This is a genomic window from Pseudomonas sp. RA_15y_Pfl2_54 (assembly GCF_963971015.1).
Classification (GTDB): domain Bacteria; phylum Pseudomonadota; class Gammaproteobacteria; order Pseudomonadales; family Pseudomonadaceae; genus Aquipseudomonas; species Aquipseudomonas baetica_A.
In genome coordinates this window covers 192202-210686 of record NZ_CAXAPN010000006.1, presented here as the reverse complement: position 1 = coordinate 210686, position 18485 = coordinate 192202, and the positions used below count along the sequence as shown (strand labels likewise).

At 60.0% G+C, this 18485-nt stretch carries 12 protein-coding genes and 1 pseudogene; 9 read left to right on the top strand and 4 right to left on the bottom strand.

The annotated features are described in order from the left end of the window. Nucleotides 1-161 (top strand): annotated as a pseudogene (locus AACY50_RS06775) (IS5/IS1182 family transposase); the annotation flags it as partial. A gap of 144 nt (nt 162-305) precedes the next feature. Here the strand turns inward: AACY50_RS06775 and glnA are convergent. After that, entirely contained in the window at nt 306-1712 is a 1407-nt protein-coding gene (gene glnA / locus AACY50_RS06770; protein WP_016985745.1) for a glutamate--ammonia ligase, read from the bottom strand. A 327-nt stretch (nt 1713-2039) separates the two neighbouring features. Between glnA and thiI the strand changes: the two genes are divergently transcribed. Together thiI and typA are read left to right on the top strand one after the other, a co-directional pair. Then, nucleotides 2040-3494: a tRNA uracil 4-sulfurtransferase ThiI gene (thiI, locus tag AACY50_RS06765; RefSeq protein ID WP_339432992.1), complete on the top strand. Its 1455-nt coding sequence runs from the start codon at nt 2040-2042 to the stop codon at nt 3492-3494. A 139-nt stretch (nt 3495-3633) separates the two neighbouring features. After that, nucleotides 3634-5454: a translational GTPase TypA gene (gene typA, locus AACY50_RS06760; protein ID WP_339432991.1), complete on the top strand. Its 1821-nt coding sequence runs from the start codon at nt 3634-3636 to the stop codon at nt 5452-5454. A gap of 215 nt (nt 5455-5669) precedes the next feature. Here the strand turns inward: typA and AACY50_RS06755 are convergent, their stop codons facing one another. Then, a complete protein-coding gene (locus tag AACY50_RS06755) occupies nt 5670-6107 on the bottom strand; it encodes a YkgJ family cysteine cluster protein (RefSeq protein ID WP_339432990.1) in 438 nt (145 codons plus the stop codon). Nucleotides 6108-6365: 258 nt separating this feature from the next. On the opposite strand from AACY50_RS06755, the gene AACY50_RS06750 reads away from it, so the two are divergent. From AACY50_RS06750 to AACY50_RS06730, 5 genes are all read left to right on the top strand, one after another. Beyond that, on the top strand, nt 6366-8816 hold the full coding sequence (locus AACY50_RS06750; RefSeq protein ID WP_339432989.1) for a glycogen/starch/alpha-glucan phosphorylase: 2451 nt from the start codon (nt 6366-6368) through the stop codon (nt 8814-8816). 254 nt (nt 8817-9070) lie between these two features. Next, nucleotides 9071-12655, top strand: coding sequence for a DUF2339 domain-containing protein (locus AACY50_RS06745; protein WP_339538330.1), 3585 nt, complete (start codon nt 9071-9073; stop codon nt 12653-12655). Beyond that, the gene (locus AACY50_RS06740) at nt 12652-14016 is read left to right on the top strand and encodes a DUF3999 domain-containing protein (protein WP_339463995.1); all 1365 of its coding nucleotides are present in this window, start codon (nt 12652-12654) and stop codon (nt 14014-14016) included. The genes AACY50_RS06745 and AACY50_RS06740 overlap by 4 nt, the downstream gene beginning before the upstream one ends. Nucleotides 14017-14324: 308 nt before the next feature. Further along, the gene (locus AACY50_RS06735; protein WP_187678860.1) at nt 14325-15335 is read left to right on the top strand and encodes a class 1 fructose-bisphosphatase; all 1011 of its coding nucleotides are present in this window, start codon (nt 14325-14327) and stop codon (nt 15333-15335) included. 3 nt (nt 15336-15338) lie between these two features. Continuing rightward, nucleotides 15339-15941, top strand: coding sequence for a DUF924 family protein (locus AACY50_RS06730; protein WP_339432986.1), 603 nt, complete (start codon nt 15339-15341; stop codon nt 15939-15941). Nucleotides 15942-16041: 100 nt separating this feature from the next. On the opposite strand, the gene AACY50_RS28705 is transcribed toward AACY50_RS06730, so the two are convergent. Then, on the bottom strand, nt 16042-16806 hold the full coding sequence (locus AACY50_RS28705; protein WP_401139223.1) for a methyl-accepting chemotaxis protein: 765 nt from the start codon (nt 16804-16806) through the stop codon (nt 16042-16044). A 45-nt stretch (nt 16807-16851) separates the two neighbouring features. Beyond that, complete coding sequence (locus tag AACY50_RS28700) at nt 16852-17934, bottom strand: cache domain-containing sensor histidine kinase (RefSeq protein ID WP_445261472.1); 1083 nt, start codon at nt 17932-17934, stop codon at nt 16852-16854. 282 nt (nt 17935-18216) lie between these two features. On the opposite strand from AACY50_RS28700, the gene AACY50_RS06720 reads away from it, so the two are divergent. Continuing rightward, nucleotides 18217-18471, top strand: a complete 255-nt coding sequence (locus AACY50_RS06720) for a lipoprotein (protein WP_042557222.1) — start codon at nt 18217-18219, stop codon at nt 18469-18471. Nucleotides 18472-18485 lie beyond the last annotated feature (14 nt).

The following is an 18485-nucleotide window of genomic DNA, read 5'->3' as shown; positions in this document are numbered from 1 at the left end:
CTTTCGGCAATCTCAAGCAATGGCTGTTTGGGAATGGTCGCTTCCTGCTGCGTCAGTTGGAGGGAGCAAAAGCGGAAATGGCCTTGGCGGTGAACGCTTACAACCTCAAGCGAGCGATTAGCGTGCTTGGAGCCCGCCAGTTGATGGCGCTAATGGGCTGAAAGGCCTTTTTTCGTCTGTTGCCCGCACAAAAACAAACGCCCCGAACAAGTCGGGGCGTTTTGTTGGGCCTTCATCAGTGTGTTTTCACACAGTCTGCGAAGAAGGCCTCTTTTTGTCACGCCGCGTAGCGCGGCGCTACCGGATCAGCAGCTGTAGTACAGCTCATATTCCAGTGGGTGTACGAAGGTACGGACTTTGATTTCTTCTTCGGATTTCAGCGCGATGTAAGCATCGATGAAGTCGTCGGAGAACACGCCGCCCTTGGTCAGGAACGCACGGCCCTTGTCCAGCTCTTCCAGGGCTTCTTTCAGGCTGCCGCAAACTTGTGGGATCTCTTTCGCCTCTTCAGGCGGCAGGTCGTACAGGTTTTTGTCAGCGGCATCGCCTGGGTGGATCTTGTTCTGGATACCGTCCAGGCCGGCCATCAGCAGTGCTGCGAAAGCCAGGTACGGGTTGGCAGCCGGATCCGGGAAACGTGCTTCGATACGACGGCCGCGTGGGCTGTTGACGTAAGGGATACGGATCGAGGCGGAACGGTTGCGCGCCGAGTAGGCCAGCATGACCGGAGCTTCGAAGCCTGGCACCAGACGCTTGTAGGAGTTGGTCGCCGGGTTGGTGAAGCCGTTCAGCGCTTTGCCGTGCTTGATGATGCCGCCGATGAAGTACAGAGCGGTTTCGGACAGGCCGGCATAGCCTTCGCCAGCGAAGGTGTTCTTGCCATCTTTGGCGATGGACATGTGAACGTGCATACCCGAACCGTTATCGCCGTACAGTGGCTTCGGCATGAAGGTCGCGGTGCGGCCGTAAGCGTCGGCAACGTTGTGTACAACGTATTTCAGAGTCTGAACTTCGTCAGCTTTCTTCACCAGGGTGTTGAACTTGACGCCGATTTCGTTCTGACCGGCAGTCGCCACTTCGTGGTGGTGAACTTCAACGGTCTGACCCATTTCTTCCAGTGCGTTGCACATGGCAGTACGGATTTCGTGGTCGTGGTCGAACGGCGGAACCGGGAAGTAACCACCTTTGATGCCTGGACGGTGGCCTTTGTTGCCGCCTTCGATGTCCTGGTCGGACATCCACGAGCCTTGTTCGGAGTAGATTTTGAACATCGAGCCGGAGATGTCGGACTTGAACTTCACTTCGTCGAAGATGAAGAATTCTGGCTCGGGACCTGCGAAGACGGTGTCACCGATACCGGTGGTCTTCAGGTATTCCTCGGCGCGGTGAGCGATGGCGCGCGGGTCACGATCGTAACCTTGCATGGTCGACGGTTCGATGATGTCGCAGACCAGGATCAGGGTCGCGTCTTCGGTGAACGGGTCGAGCACGGCCGTTTCGTCGTCCGGCAGCAGGATCATGTCGGAGGCTTCGATGCCTTTCCAGCCTGCGATGGAGGAACCGTCGAACATCTTGCCGACTTCGAAGAAGTCGTCTTCCAGCGCATCGCGAGCCGGCATGGTCACGTGGTGCTGAGTGCCTTTGGTGTCCGTGAAGCGCAGATCAATCCACTTGACGTCATGATCTTTGATGAGTTGAACCGACTTCGACATAGTGTCCTCCGGGTGGCTTAGGGCTAGTAATGGATGCCCTTAATATGGGTGATGCCGGCGCAGATACTCTGCCAAGGCAACCTGCCTCACAAGGGAGCAAATTGCATGCCAGTGCCCCAGCATGGGTTTTTTGCCCCAAATTCACGCTTTTAAAGGTTCAAAGCGCCTTAAAGATGAAAATGTCGCCCCTTAATGTAGCGCTTCAGGTGAAAGACGACCTGTTTTGGTGCAATCAAAACCTTCTGCACATTAACTGGTTAAACCTTGAGCAATTTCCGCTATAATCCGCGCCCCCCTTTTTCGGCTGGCCCAGCGCGCGCTGTTTTCATGAAACTAATCGTAAAAGTCTTCCCCGAGATCACCATCAAAAGCCGACCTGTCCGGACGAAATTTATCCGCCAGTTGGCCAAGAACATCCGCACCGTGCTCCGTGACCTGGACCCGGCCGTGGTGGTGAACGGTGTGTGGGACAATCTCGAGCTGGAAACCCGCGTTGCCGACCCCAAAGCCTTGAAAGAGATGGTTGAGCGCCTGACCTGCATGCCCGGCATCGCGCACTTTCTGCAGATCGACGAGTACCCGCTGGGCGACTTCGACGACATCACCGAAAAGTGCAAGCAGCACTACGGCGATGCGCTGGCCGGGAAGGTTTTCTCGGTACGCTGCAAGCGCGCGGGCAAGCATGCATTCAGTTCGATGGACGTCGAAAAATACGTCGGCAGCAAGCTGCGTCGCGAGTGCGGCGCTGCCGGAATCGACCTCAAGGCACCGCAAATCGAAGTGCGCATGGAAGTTCGCGACAAACGGTTGTTTGTCATCCACAGCCAGCACAACGGCATCGGCGGTTATCCGCTGGGCGCACTTGAGCAGACCCTGGTTCTGATGTCCGGCGGCTTTGACTCGACCGTTGCGGCCTACCAGATCATGCGGCGCGGCCTGATGGCGCACTTCTGCTTCTTCAATCTCGGTGGTCGTGCCCACGAATTGGGCGTGATGGAAGTCGCGCATTTCATCTGGAAGAAGTACGGAAGCTCGCAACGCGTGCTATTTGTCAGTGTTCCGTTCGAAGAAGTGTTGGGAGAAATTCTCGGCAAAGTCGATAACAGTCATATGGGCGTCGTATTGAAGCGTATGATGTTGCGCGCATCCACGGCCATTGCCGACCGCCTGCACATCGACGCGCTGGTCACCGGTGAAGCGATCTCCCAGGTGTCGAGCCAGACGCTGCCGAACCTGTCGGTGATCGACTGCGTGACCGACAAACTGGTCCTGCGTCCGCTGATCGTCGCCCACAAGCAGGACATCATCGACACGGCCAACGAGATCGGCACTGCCGATTTCGCCCGGCACATGCCCGAATACTGCGGGGTCATTTCGGTCAATCCGAAGACCGCTGCCAAGCGTGGTCGCGTTGAGCACGAAGAGAAAGAATTCGACATGGCGGTGCTCGAGCGAGCGCTCGAAAACGCCAAACTGGTGCCGATCGATCGGGTGATCGACGAATTGGGCCAGGATTTGCAGATTGAAGAAGTCGGCGAAGCGCTGGCCGGTCAGATCGTTATCGACATCCGTCACCCGGATGCCGCCGAGGATGACCCGCTGCAGCTTGCCGGAATAGAAGTACAGACGATGCCGTTCTACGCAGTGAACGCTCGTTTCAAGGAGCTGGATCCGACTCGCCAGTACCTGCTGTATTGCGACAAAGGCGTGATGAGTCGCCTGCATGCTCACCATTTGCTCAGTGAGGGGCATGCCAATGTGCGCGTTTATCGACCGAGCTAAGTGCCCGGGGCTGTTTGCCTGTGGCCTGCGTCACCGGCCCCCCGACACCGCCGTCAAGCTGTAACGGCCATGCCGGACACTACTGTTAATCGCTGCCAAGACTTGTCAGCAAACCGAATCCTCTGATCGAGATACACAAGTGATCGAAAATCTACGCAACATCGCCATCATTGCTCACGTTGACCATGGTAAGACCACCCTGGTAGACAAACTCCTGCGTCAATCCGGCACTCTGGAGCGCAACGAGCTCAACGACGAGCGCGTGATGGACTCCAACGACCAGGAAAAAGAGCGCGGTATTACCATTCTGGCGAAAAACACCGCCATCAACTGGAACGGCTACCACATCAACATCGTGGACACCCCGGGCCACGCCGACTTCGGCGGCGAAGTTGAACGCGTAATGTCGATGGTTGACTCCGTTCTGCTGCTGGTTGACGCTCAAGACGGCCCTATGCCGCAAACCCGTTTCGTGACCAAGAAGGCTTTCGAAGCCGGCCTGCGTCCAATCGTGGTCATCAACAAGGTTGACCGTCCAGGCGCGCGTCCGGACTGGGTTCTGGACCAGATCTTCGACCTGTTCGACAACCTCGGTGCGACCGAAGAACAACTGGACTTCCAGGTTGTTTACGCCTCGGCCCTGAACGGCATCGCCGGTCTGGATCACACCGCCATGGCTGAAGACATGACCCCGCTGTACCAAGCGGTCGTCGACCACGTTCCGCCTCCGGCCGTTGACCGTGACGGTCCGTTCCAGATGCAGATCTCCGCTCTGGACTACAACAGCTTCCTGGGTGTTATCGGTGTTGGCCGTATCGCTCGTGGTCGCGTCAAGCCGAACACCCCGGTTGTCGCTATCGACGCCGACGGCAAAGAACGCAAAGGCCGTATCCTGAAGCTGATGGGTCACCACGGTCTGCACCGCATTGACGTTGAAGAAGCAGCGGCCGGCGACATCGTCTGCATCAGCGGCTTCGACGAGCTGTTCATCTCTGACACACTGTGCGACCCGCTGACTGTTGAAGCGATGAAGCCGCTGACCGTTGACGAGCCAACCGTTTCCATGACGTTCCAGGTAAACGACTCGCCATTCTGCGGTAAAGAAGGCAAGTTCGTGACCTCCCGTAACATCAAGGAGCGTCTGGACAAAGAGCTGCTGTACAACGTTGCACTGCGCGTTGAAGAAGGCGACACCGCTGACAAGTTCAAGGTTTCCGGTCGTGGTGAGCTGCACCTCTCGGTACTGATCGAAACCATGCGTCGCGAAGGCTTCGAAATGGCTCTGGGCCGTCCGGAAGTGATCATTCGTGAAGTGAACGGCGTGAAACAAGAACCGTTCGAAAACGTGACCATCGACATCCCTGAAGATTCGCAGGGCAAGGTCATGGAAGAGATGGGTCTGCGTAAAGGCGACCTGACCAACATGGTGCCGGATGGTAAAGGCCGTGTTCGTCTGGAATACAACATCCCTGCTCGCGGTCTGATCGGTTTCCGTAACCAGTTCCTGACCCTGACCAACGGTGCTGGCATCCTGACCTCGATCTTCGACCGCTACGACACCGTCAAGTCGGGCCACATGTCCGGCCGTCAGAACGGCGTTCTGGTGTCGGTTGAAACCGGTAAGGCACTGACCTACTCGCTGGAAACCCTGCAGGCTCGCGGCAAGCTGTTCGTAGAACACGGCCAGGAGATCTACAACGGTCAGATCGTTGGTCAGAACAGCCGTGACAACGACCTGGGTGTGAACCCAACCAAAGGCAAGAAGCTCGACAACATGCGTGCTTCGGGTAAAGACGAAACCATCGCTCTGGTCCCACCTGTTCGCTTCACTCTGGAACAGGCTCTGGAATACATCCAGGAAGACGAGCTGTGCGAAGTCACGCCTAAGTCCATCCGTCTTCGCAAGAAGATCCTGGACGAAAGCGAGCGTACCCGCGCTGCCAAGAAAGCCAAGGCGTAATTTAGCCCGCGCTTGAAAAAACGCCCCCGGTCGCGAGACCGGGGGCGTTTTTGTTTGTCTGGGGGGATTCGGTGTTTTTGTCGGCCTCTTCGCGAGCAAGCCCGCTCCCACAGGGAACCATGGCGTACACAAGATTTGTGTTCACCGAGAATCTACTGTGGGAGCGGGCTTGCTCGCGAAGGCGGCCGATCAGCCGCCGAAAATCTCAATAACGATCAAAACTTCTCGATCGCGCGGAAATTCTGCTCGCGCACCACTTCCTTCGGCTTGTACGCGCAATACCCCGGTCGCGGCCCAATCCTGGGGTGATTGCGGCAGGTGTCCGGGCGCTTGTCATAAATGGTGCACAGGCGCGACTTACGATCCAGGTAGTAGCAATCGTTGTTGCTCATGCGCTGCAGGGTGAAGATCCCAGACTTCTGATTGAAGCGCTCGACCAGTCCTTCCTTTTGCAGGCGCTTGGCGATGTTTTTCGGCGGATCGCCCAACTCGAACTCGTCGACCACGCCGATGCGCACCAGATCCTTGATCTTCACCTCGACCGGCAGCGTGCAGCAGCTGGAGACACAAGAGCCGCACATCGGGGCCGAGTATTTGGCCCACGTATCGAGACGATCGATCTCGGCGGCGGCAATCAGGTTGGGCTTCATCATCGGGAGTTACCAGGCGTGTGCATCAGGGCGCGCGATCATACCGGGACGGGTGAATTTTTGAACAACCTTTCGCCAGATTTTTTCTATAGGCCGCCATTTGACCGGACAAGTCGGCACGGCCCCTGCATTCATTGGGGGAGATGCCAAGCGATTGCCGGGCTATCTCACAGTCCCGGGAAATACCGCCGAACCAGAGCCGCTACCGTCGGTCAGACCGTCTAGGCTCAGACAATTCCCCGCTCGCCCGAGGTCGTATCGATGACTCAAGAACCATTAGTTCGCGAAGCAGAGGTGGCCGCATTCCGCGACGCCGTCCTGACCAAACTCACCTACGCGGTGGGCAAAGACCCCGATCACGCCTTTGACCATGACTGGTTCGAAGCCATTGCCCTGGCGGCGCGCGATCACATGGTCGAGCACTGGATGGATCACACCCGGCAGATCTACCGCAAAGGCCAGAAGCGGGTGTATTACCTCTCGCTGGAATTCCTCATCGGCCGCTTGCTCTACGACAGCCTGAGCAACCTCGGTCTGCTCGACGTTGCCCGAGAGGCGCTGACCGAACTGGGTGTCGATCTGGAACGCATTCGCCTGCTGGAACCTGACGCAGCGCTGGGTAATGGCGGTCTCGGACGATTGGCTGCGTGCTTCATGGAAAGCATGTCCACCCTCGGCATCGCCGGCCATGGCTACGGCATTCGCTATGAACACGGCTTGTTCCGTCAGGCCATCGTCGACGGCTGGCAGCAGGAACAGACCGAACACTGGCTGGATTTCGGTAACCCGTGGGAGTTCGAGCGGCCGGAAGTCGTCTACGCCATCGGTTTTGGTGGCAGCGTTGAAACCGTCACCGATGCCAGCGGTAAGACCCGGCAAGTCTGGTCGCCGGCCGAAACCGTTCGGGCGATTGCCTACGACACGCCGGTCGTCGGCTGGCGCGGGGCAAGCGTCAACACCTTGCGCCTGTGGCGGGCTCGGGCCATGGAAGATCTGCACCTGGAACGTTTCAACGCCGGTGACCACTTGGGCGCCGTGGCCGAGGTGGCTCGTGCCGAAAGCATCTCCCGCGTGCTCTATCCGGCGGACAGCACCGAAGCGGGGCAAGAACTGCGTCTGCGCCAGGAATATTTCTTCGTCGCCGCATCTTTGCAGGACTTGCTCCGTCGTCATCGCAACATGCACACCTCGGTGTTGACCCTGGGTGATCACGCCGCCATTCAGCTCAACGACACCCACCCGTCAATTGCCGTCGCCGAACTGATGCGCCAACTGGTCGACGTCTACGACGTGGCGTGGGATGCGGCGTGGCAGGTCACCGTGGACACGCTGTCGTATACCAACCACACCTTGCTGCCCGAAGCGCTGGAAACCTGGCCGGTGGGTTTGATGGAGCGCATGCTGCCGCGGCACATGCAGATCATTTACCTGATCAATGCCCAGCACATCGATTCATTGCGGGCCAAGGGTATTCACGACTTCGACGTACTGCGTGCGGTGTCGCTGATCGAAGAGGACAACGGCCGCCGGGTGCGTATGGGCAACCTCGCGTTCCTCGGTTCGCATAGCGTCAACGGCGTGTCAGGGTTGCACACGCAACTGATGCGCAAAACCGTGTTTGCCGAACTGCACAAGCTCTACCCGGAGCGGATCAACAACAAAACCAACGGCATCACCTTCCGCCGCTGGCTGTTCCAGGCCAACGCCGAATTGACCTCGATGCTGGTCGATGCGCTTGGCCCGGATATTTTGGACAAGCCGGAAGAACGCCTGCTCGACCTCGAACCGTTCGCAGAAAAACCGGCCTTTCGCAAAGCCTTCGCCGAGCAGCGTTTGCACAGCAAAAAGGCCTTGGCTTATCTGATTCACGAACGGCTGGGGATCGCGGTCAACCCGGCGGCGATGTTCGATGTGCAGGTCAAACGGATCCATGAATACAAACGCCAGTTGCTCAACCTGATGCACACCGTGGCGTTGTATCAGGCGATCCGCGCCGAGCCTGAAATCGACTGGGTGCCGCGAGTGAAAATTTTCGCCGGTAAAGCGGCGGCCAGTTATCACCAGGCCAAGCTGATCATCAAACTGACCAACGACATCGCCCGGGTGGTGAACAACGACCCGACCGTGCGTGGCTTGCTGAAAGTGGTGTTCCTGCCCAATTACAACGTCAGTCTGGCGGAGAGCATTATTCCGGCGGCGGACTTGTCCGAGCAGATATCCACCGCCGGTTTCGAGGCTTCAGGCACCAGCAACATGAAGTTCGGCCTCAACGGTGCCCTGACCATCGGTACGCTGGACGGCGCCAACGTGGAGATGTGCGAGCGTATTGGCGCCGAGCACATGTTCATCTTCGGCCTCAGCGCCCAGCAGGTCGAAGCGCGTAAACAGAACCACGAGTTCAGCGCTGCGCCGGACATCGCCGCGTCCCATCGCCTCAACGATGTGCTGCAAGCGATCCGCAGCGGCGTGTTCTCGCCGGACGACACCTCGCGTTATACAGGGCTGATCGACTCGCTGGTCGATTACGACCGGTTCCTGGTCTGCGCCGACTTCGACTCCTACTGGGAGGCGCAGAAGCGCGTTGAAGAGCTTTGGCACGACAGCAATAAATGGTGGCGTTCGGCGGTGCTCAACACGGCGCGGATGGGCTGGTTCTCCTCCGACCGGACGATTCGCGAGTACGCCACGGATATCTGGAAAGCGCTGGAGTAACTTTGCGCAACAAATGTGCGTAAGGCCCAACGTTTGTTGGGCGGCATCGATATACTGAGCGCCGGTTACCGGATGTATCAGTCACCACAAGACCCCGGTGGGAGCGGGCTTGCTCGCGAAAGCGGTGCATCAGTCAATTTTAATATCGACTGACGACGCCTTCGCGAGCAAGCCCGCTCCCACCGTTAGATTGTGCCTAGACTGAAGCAACTGCCGGGATTGCCCCTTTACGGGGCCGCTTAGGGATATCGACCATGCAATGGATGTTCATGTTGATCGGGCTGGTGCTCGGCTGGCTGCTTGACGAGTCGTTCAGCACGGCGCTGTTGGGTGCTCTGCTGGGACTTGCGAGTGGGCAAACGCTGCGCATCGCCCGGATCGGCACACAGGCCGCCGAACAACAGCGTCAACTTGAACAGGCAAAGGTCGCCTTGCAGGCGGTCGAGCAGCGGCTGTTTCTGCTCGAAGGCACGCCCGTGCAAGCCGCACCGCCGTCGAGTGCGGCACCGGCCAGTGAACCTGTCGTCGAACCCCAAAACATCGTTGAACAGGCGCCGGCGTCCGAACTGGTTTGGGAACTGCCGCCCGAACTCGAACCGATCTCTTCCGCTGCCGAGGAAACCAGCCAACCGCTGCCGGACGACGTCTGGCGCCTCGAAGCCGTTACCACCGAACCTCAACAACCCGTCGAGCCCCGTGGCCCGAACTTGATCGAGCGTGGCATCAGCGCGGCACGCAACTGGCTGTTCGGTGGCAACACCGTGCTGCGCGTTGGCGTGGTGCTGTTGTTCTTCGGCCTGGCGTTTCTGCTGCGCTATGCCACCGAAGGCATGGTGGTGCCGATCGAACTGCGTTACGCCGGGGTCGCTGCCGCGGCACTGGGCTTGCTGGCGCTGGGCTGGTGGCTGCGGCACCGCAACAGCAGTTATGCGTTGATGCTGCAAGGCACCGGCATCGCGGTGTTGTACCTGACAGTGTTTGCGGCGATGCGCCTGCATCCGTTACTGGAGCCGTCGGCCGCGCTGGGCTTGCTGGTGGCGGTCACGGTGTTCTCGGCGATTCTGGCGATTACCCAGGACGCCCTGGCGCTGGCGTGTGTCGCCGCGCTCGGCGGTTTCGCTGCACCGATTCTGACTTCGACCGGCGCTGGCAACCACGTCGCGCTGTTCAGTTATTTCGCGCTGCTCAACGCCGGCATCCTCGCCATCGCCTGGTTCAAGGCCTGGCGCCTGCTCAACCTGATTGGCTTCGTTGGCACCTTTGGCATCGGTTTCGCCTGGGGGCTGCGTTCTTATGCGCCGCAGCTTTTGTGGAGCACCGAGCCGTTTCTGATTCTGTTCTTCCTGATGTACCTGGCCATTGGCTTGTTGTTCGCCCGCCGAAAACTACTCGACATGCCTGATGCTCCGGCAGACGGCGACCGTGAGGCGCTGCTGCACTGGTCGGCGCGCAAGGGTGACTACGTCGATGGGACGATGCTGTTCGGACCGCCGATTGTCGGCTTTGGTTTGCAGTTTGCGCTGGTGCAGCATCTGGAGTTCGCGGCGGCATTCAGCGCCCTCGCACTGGGCATGATCTACATGGGCCTGGCCAAAGTGTTGATGGGCGGGCGTGCCGTGCTGCTGGGCGAAACCTGTCTGGCGCTGGGGGTGATTTTTGCCAGTCTGGCGATTCCGCTCGGGCTCGATGCACGTTGGACGTCTGCGGCGTGGGCGGTGGAGGGCGCGGGGATTTTCTGGCTCGGCTTGCGTCAGCATCGCCCCTTCGCCCGGGCCTTTGCTTTGCTGTTGCAACTGGGGTCGGCGCTGGCGTTCCTCAGTCAGTTGCGCATCGGCGAGAGCAGTCTGCTCGATGGGGCACCGTTAGGTGCGCTGATGCTCGGCGTCGCGTTGTTATTCAGCTTCTATCAACTGCGCAAAGCCACGCCGGAACAGGCCTCGCCTTGGGAACGCCAAGGTCTGCCGGTGCTGGCGTGCCTGGGCCTGACGTGCCTTTACCTGCTGGCGCCGCTGTACTTCTTCATCCAGGGCACGGCGATCAGTTGGGCGCTGGCCGGTCTGGCGACGTTGTTCGTCGGTCTGCGCCTGCAATCGCGCACGTTCCTGTTCACGGCGTTTGCCGTGCAACTGCTGGGCGGCGCGTTGTTCCTGCTGCGCTTGCAAGGCGGGGGCGTAGATTCGGCCGCGGTTTTCAGCGCCGGCTGGAGCGGTTTGCTCAGTGCCTCCTTGATCGGGCTGGCCCTGATCGCCGGCATGTTGCTGGCCGCTCGCGATGAGATGGTGCGCGCCGATGTGCGTCTGCTGCGCGGATTGTCGGTGGTGCTGCTGGCCGGTCTGGTGCTGATCAATCTGGCGGTGCTGTTCGTGCTGCCGTGGCAGACCGCGAGTGCGGTGTGGGCCGCCAGCGGTTTGCTGATCATCTGGCTGAGCCTGTACCTCAAGCAGCGAGTGAGTTTTGTCTTCGGTCTGCTGTTGCAGGTGATCGGCGGCGCGGCGTTTTTGCTCGCCGGTTCCGAGTGGCTTGGGCCGTTGGCCAGTGAAGGTTCCAAGCCGTTGGCGCACGGCGGATTCTGGACGCCGTTGGTGCTGAGCCTGGCCGCGATGATCGGCGCTTGGCGCCTGCAACTGGGTCATCACGCGTCGGCGTTTGATGTGTTGAGTTTGCAGCGTTTGTCCGAGGTGTTGCTGGTGTGGGGCGCCGGTTGGTGGACGTTCGCGTGGGTCAATGAAGTGCTGGGCTTTGCGCCAGTGAATCTTGAAGACTCTCTGCTGTTGCTGGTCGCGGCACTGAGTGTGGCATTGTGGGCGCTACTGTCACTGCGCTTGAAATGGCCGGCGCTGGGTTTGCTGTGCACCTTGTTGATGCCGGCCGCCGGGCTGGTTTTGCTCATGACTTGGCATTCGCGTTATCACCCGGCGGCAGACGTCGGCTGGCTGGCGTGGGCTGTGGTGTTCGCGGTGCATTTCCTCAGCTTGCGGCGCTTGGCGCCGATGCTGCCGGCGCGGGCCTTGAGCACTGCGCATGTGCTGGGCTGCTGGCTATTGATCGGTGTGCTGGCGCTGGAACTGCGCTACGGCTTGCTGCTGTTGTCCGAGCAATACAACGCTTGGCGTTGGTTGGGCTGGGCGATTTTGCCGAGCCTGTATCTGTTGCTGGCGGCCGCACCGCGCAATTGGCCTTGGCCCGTCGCCGCGTTTGCCCGCCAGTACCGCTTGTACGCCGCTGCACCGTTGGCGGTGTTGATGCTCGGCTGGTTCTGGCTGGCCAACGGGATCAGCGATGGCAACGCCGAACCGCTGCCTTACGTGCCGCTGCTCAACCCGCTGGAACTGGGCCTGCTGTTTGCGCTGTTCGGCGTTTATGTCTGGTCGCGCAGCACGGTGTCGCAGTTGTCGATCCGACAGGACTACGCCGATTACGCCACGCAACTGATCGCCGGAGTTTCGCTGTTCGCCTTCTGCACCGCGTTGGTGACTCGCGCCGCACATCATTGGGCCGGGATCCCCTTCGAACTCGATCAGTTGCTGGCGTCGATGCTGGTGCAGGCCGGGTTGTCCATTGTCTGGACGCTGATGGCGCTGGGACTGATGATCGGCGGGCATCTGCGTCATCGCCGCGAAGTGTGGCTGATCGGCGCGGCGCTGATTGCGCTGGTGGTGGCCAAACTGATTTTTGTCGAATTGAGCAACCGTGGCGGCCTCGCCCGGATCGTCTCGTTTATCGGCGTTGGCGTGTTGCTGCTGGTGGTCGGCTACTTCGCGCCGCTGCCGCCCAAACGCACCGAAGCTGACCCGGTGGCGGACAAACCGGCCCCGGACACCGAAGGAGTTTCATCTTGAGTCGTATGCTGAATCTGGGTTGGTTGGCGCTGGGCGTGGTGATGACGGCCGGCGCCCAGGAAAAACCGACGGACTTCGCCACGCAGGTGCCGCTGACCGTCAGTGGCAACGGCCCGTGGTACCGCCTCGAACTGCCGCTGAATGTGCAATTGCAGGCGCGCCAGACCGATCTCAGCGATCTGCGCGTATTCAACGCCGCCGGCGAACCGCAGGCTTACGCCTTGGCCCGCGAATCGGCGCAGACCCGCGACGACGGGCAGTTGCATGACGTGAAGTGGTTCCCGCTGTACAACGCCGCCGACGCCTCGGAGCGCGCACCGAACGTGCGCGTGCAATCGACCACCAACGGCACGCTGGTCGAGGTGCAGCCGTCCAGCCAATTGGAGGCGGGCGAAGAAGTGCTGCGCGGGTGGTTGCTCGACGCGAGCGCGATCAAAGCGCCGTTGCAGCAATTGATTCTCGACTGGACCAGCGAGCGCGACGGCTTTCAGCGCTTCAGCATTGAGGCCAGTGATGACTTGCAGCATTGGCAGGCCTGGGGCGAGGGGCAGGTCGCACGGCTGACCTTTTCCGACGAGCGAATCGAGCAGCATGAAGTGACGCTGCCGGGGCAGTCGGCGCGTTATGTGCGCTTGCTGTGGGATTCACCGAACTCGGCGCCGAACCTGACGTTGGCGCAAGTGAAAAGCAGCGACCCGCGCAATTTGCCGCTGCCGTTGGTCTGGTCGCAGGACCTGGCCGGCAGCAGCACCAAGGCCGGGGAATACACCTGGCAGTTGCCGATGGGGCTGAACGTCGAACGGGTGCAGGTTGAACTCAAAGAGCCGAACAGCCTGGCACCGGTGACGTTGGCGGGGCGGCGCGAGAGTAGTCTGCCGTGGCAGACGTTGAGCAGTGGCTTGCTGTATCGCCTGACGCAGAATGATCAGGACGTGGTGCAGAACGAAATGTCGCTTTACGGGCAGCCCGTTCAGCAGTTGAAACTGACCGTAGATGAGCGCGGCGGCGGCTTGGGAGAGCAGGCGCCGAGCTTGAAATACGCAGTGCGGGCGACGCAGGTGGTCTTTCTGGCGCGTGGCGCAGGGCCGTACAGCCTGGCGCTGGGCAATCCGACGGTGAAAACGGCGAACCTGCCGCTGGCTACGCTGATTCCCGATTTCAAACCGCAGAAACTGGCGACGTTGGGTAAGGCGACGGTGCAGGGCCAAGCCATCAACACGCCCGCCTCGACAACAGCCACTACGGCAGTTGTTGAAACCAACTGGAAGAAGTTGGGGCTGTGGGCGGTGTTGTTGTTGAGTGTGGTGTTCCTTGGAGTGATGGCGGCGAGTCTGCTGCGTAAACCTCCCGCCAAGTCCTGAGAATGGCTGGCGCTGCGCGCCATGCGCGAGCAAGTCCGCTCCCACAGTTGATCTTCAGTGGGCACAAGTCTGTATTCAAGGGAGATCCCTTGCTCGCGAAGACGGCCAATCGGTCGAAAAAAAACCGGGCTACCATCCATCCCGTTTCCAACTACGCTAAATCCGGTGCCTGAACTCTCCGGGCCCGATCACGTCTGATAGATGCAATTGCACCCCAACGCACGTTACCGGGCGTCTTTGCTCGCTACGTTTTCAGACTCCCTGTAAACTGCGCGGGTTTTCAGCCCACCATTCCACCGGAGCCGTCCATGTCCCGCGTTACCTTGAGTCGCTATTTGATTGAGCAGACCCGCAGCAACAACACTCCTGCCGATCTGCGCTTCCTGATCGAAGTGGTGGCGCGTGCCTGTAAGGAAATCAGCCACGCCGTGTCCAAAGGCGCCCTGGGCGGTGTTCTGGGCAGCATGGGCACTGAAAACGTACAAGGCGAAGTGCAGAAGAAGCTCGATGTGATCTCCAACGAGATTCTGCTCGAAGCCAACGAATGGGGCGGTCACCTGGCCGGCATGGCGTCCGAAGAAATGGACAATGCCTACCAGATCCCGGGCAAGTACCCGAAGGGCGCCTACCTGCTGGTGTTCGACCCACTGGACGGTTCGTCGAACATCGACATCAACGCCCCGGTCGGCACCATCTTCTCGGTATTGCGTTGCCCGAACGAATACCTGAGCCAGAACGAAGCGCTGAACGAAAAAGCTTTCCTGCAGCCAGGCACCGAGCAGGTCGCTGCCGGTTACGCGATCTACGGGCCGCAGACCATGCTGGTACTGACCCTGGGCGACGGCGTCAAAGGCTTCACCCTGGACCGCGAAATGGGCAGCTTCGTGCTGACTCACGAAGACATCACCATTCCTGAGTCCACCCAGGAGTTCGCCATCAACATGTCCAACCAGCGTCACTGGGAAGCTCCGGTGCAGCGCTACGTCGACGAGTTGCTGGCCGGCGAAGAAGGTCCACTGAAAAAGAACTACAACATGCGTTGGGTCGCGGCGATGGTTGCCGACGTGCACCGCATCCTGACCCGTGGCGGTCTGTTCATGTACCCGCGCGACAGCCGCGAGCCGTCCAAGCCGGGCAAATTGCGTCTGATGTACGAAGCCAACCCGATGTCGTTCCTGGTGGAACAAGCGGGCGGCGCGTCCACCGACGGCCACCAGCGTATCCTCGACATTCAGCCAGAAGGCCTGCACCAGCGTGTTGCGGTGTTCCTCGGTTCGAAAGAAGAAGTCGCACGCGCCACGGCCTACCACAAGGCTTAAGCCATGAACGCGCCTTGGCAACCGTTGCTCGATTGGTGGTTCGGTCACGCCGAATCACCGGACGAGGTTTCGGCTGACAAGGGCAAGCTGTGGTTCGGCAAGAAAGACAGCCAGGACCTCGAAGCGCGTGAGCGGTTCGGGGTCTTTGTCGATCAGGCCCTGGCGGGCGAACTGACCGAGTGGACGCAATGTCCCGAAGGTTGGCTGGCGGTGGTGCTGTTGCTCGATCAACTGCCGCGAATGATCTTTCGCGATTCTCCCAAAGCATTCGCTGGCGATCTGCGCGCGCAGCAACTTGTCGCGCAAGGCATTGCTGCGGATTTCGACCGGCAACTGAAGCCGATTCAACGGGTATTCATCTATCTGGTGTTCGAACACTGCGAAAACCTTGCGGTGCAGAACGAAGCGGTTTCGCGGTTTATCGGTCTGGTGGCTGAGCAGCCGGAGGCAGAGCGTGCGGTGTTTGCCGACAATCTGGATTATGCCGAGCGGCATCAGAAAGTGATTGCAAGGTTTGGGCGGTTTCCGCATCGCAATGCGGTGTTGGGGCGCGAGTCTACGGCTGAGGAGTTGGCGTTTCTTTGCGGGCCGGGTTCCAGATTTTAGATCTCAGTGCGGCTGATGCTGCTTTCGCGAGCAAGCCCGCTCCCACACTGAAATGCATTCCAATGTGGGGCTTGCTCGCGAAGGGGCCAGTGGCAGCGCCTTAGATCCTGAAGCTACCCACCAATTGTTTGAGACGCGCCGCTTGCTGCTCCAGATCCGAGCACGCCCGCAACGTCGCCTGCAAGTTCTCCACACCTTCCTGATTCAGCGTGTTGATCTCGTTGATGTCGACGTTGATCGACTCGACCACTGCCGTCTGCTCTTCAGTCGCAGTCGCCACCGACTGGTTCATCCCGTCGATCTCGCCGATGCGCTGGGTGACGCTGCCAAGGCGTTCGCCGGCCTGGTTGGCGATGCCGACGCTGCTTTCGCTCTCACGCTGGCTCTCGGTCATGATGTTGACGGCCTGACGGGCGCCGACTTGCAGCTCTTCGATCATGCCCTGCACTTGCTGCGCCGAATCCTGGGTGCGGTGTGCGAGGTTGCGCACTTCATCCGCGACCACGGCGAAACCACGCCCAGCCTCACCCGCACGGGCCGCTTCGATGGCGGCGTTGAGCGCGAGCAAGTTGGTCTGCTGCGAAATGCTGGTGATCACTTCCAGAATCTGGCCGATGTTCACCGTGTTGCTGTTCAGGGTTTCGATGTTGCCGCAGGAGTCGCTGATCTTCGCCGACAACTGCTGCATGGCGTGGATGGTTTTATCCACCACCTGCTGACCGTCGACGGCCAGGCTGCGCGCGTCGCTGGAGTGCTGCGAGGCGAGGGCGGCATTCTGGGCGATTTCCTGGGCGGCGGCTCCGAGTTGGTTGATCGCGGCGGCGACGCTGTTGGTACGGCTCGCTTGCTGATCGGAGTTGTACATCGACGAGTTCGACGCGGCGACCACGCGCAGGGCGACTTCGTTGACCTAGCCGGTCGCGGAGGCCACTTCGCGGATCGAGGTGTGGATACGTTCGACGAACCGGTTGAACGATGTGCCCAGCGCGCCGAACTCATCGTTGCCGTGGATCATCAGACGTTTGGTCAGGTCGCCTTCGCCTTCTGCGATGTCGTGCATCGCGCGGCCCATGGTCAGCAGTGGTTGCATCAGCACGCGGATCAGCATGCCGAGCAGGGCGATGATGATCACCACGGCGATGACCATGGCAATCAGCGCCGAGGTGCGGAATTCGCTGAGCATCGCGAACGCGGTGTCTTTATCCAGCACCAGCGCCACGTACCAGTCAGCCGATGGCACGCCATTGACGCGGGTGAAGGAGATCAACTGCGTCTTGCCGCCGAACTCGACTTCCTTCAAACCGGGGCTGACGTTTGGCGCACCGTTCGGATAGGCCTCGGCGAGGGTCTTGAGCACCAGTTTGCTGTCCGAGTGGATCAGGATTTTGCCATCGGCGCTGACGATAAATGCGTGACCATGGCCGCCGAAGTTCAGCGAGTTGATGATTGCGCTGACGCTGCTCAGATCGATATCGGCACCGGCGACGCCAATCATCTGGCCCTGGCGCTGCACCGGGGTGGCAACAGTGATGACCAGTTTGCCCGACGAGGCGGCGATGTACGGTTCGGTGACGATGGTTTGCTGCGCACTGTCGGCCGCTTTGTACCAGCCACGGGCGCGCGGGTCGTAATCCGGTGCGCGGTTGCCGGCCGGTACCGAGAACATCACGCCATCCGCGCCGCCGAAGTAGCTGAGCTGGAAGTTACCGGTGTAGGCGGGCAGGTCGATGATGCGTTTCAGGCTGGCGGGCGCGTTGCCGTCGGCGACAACTTGCTGGGCCAGCGATTGCAGCAATTGGATGCGGCTTTCCAGCCAGGTCTGGATGTTGCTGGTGGTCAGGCTGCCCAGTTCCTGCATCGAGGCTTCGGTGCTGCTGTTCAGGGCTTCGCGTTGTCGGTAGTCATTGAAAAAGATGAAACAGGCGAACGCAACGGCCACCACGAGGGCGGCAGCCAACAAGATTTTGTGGCTGAATTTCAGGTTTCTGGTCATCGAATGAGCTACCGCGAAGGGGCTGGTCAAGAAATGGCGGCAATTTGCCACATCTGGGGGCTTTGCGCTGCTCTTGTTTCGACCGCTGCGCGCCAAAGATTAGGCGGCTTTGATGAAAGGCGACGAAATGCTCAATAGCCGCACGAAGTGCCTGATTTTCCGGTAAATGCCGGACGAGTGGCCATATAAATAGCCAACTTGGAAGGGAACCAGAAGAGGGTTTTCTCTTCTAAGCTTCTGGTTGGCACCCTGCCATCCCCCCCTCGCTCCAGGAGTTACACCATGTCGCTGCGATCTATCGCCCTGCTGTCGTTTTGCGTGCTGTTGGCCGCATGCAGCAAGGTCAATCAGGAAAACTATGCCAAGCTTTCGGCCGGCATGGCCAAGGCCGAGGTTGAAACCTTGCTCGGCAAACCCACCGATTGCTCGGGCGCGCTCGGCATGTCCAGTTGCACCTGGGGCGACAAGAACAGCTTTATCAGCGTGCAGTACGCCGGTGACAAAGTGCTGATGTTTTCCGGCCAAGGCCTGAAGTAAACCGGGGCTTCGCG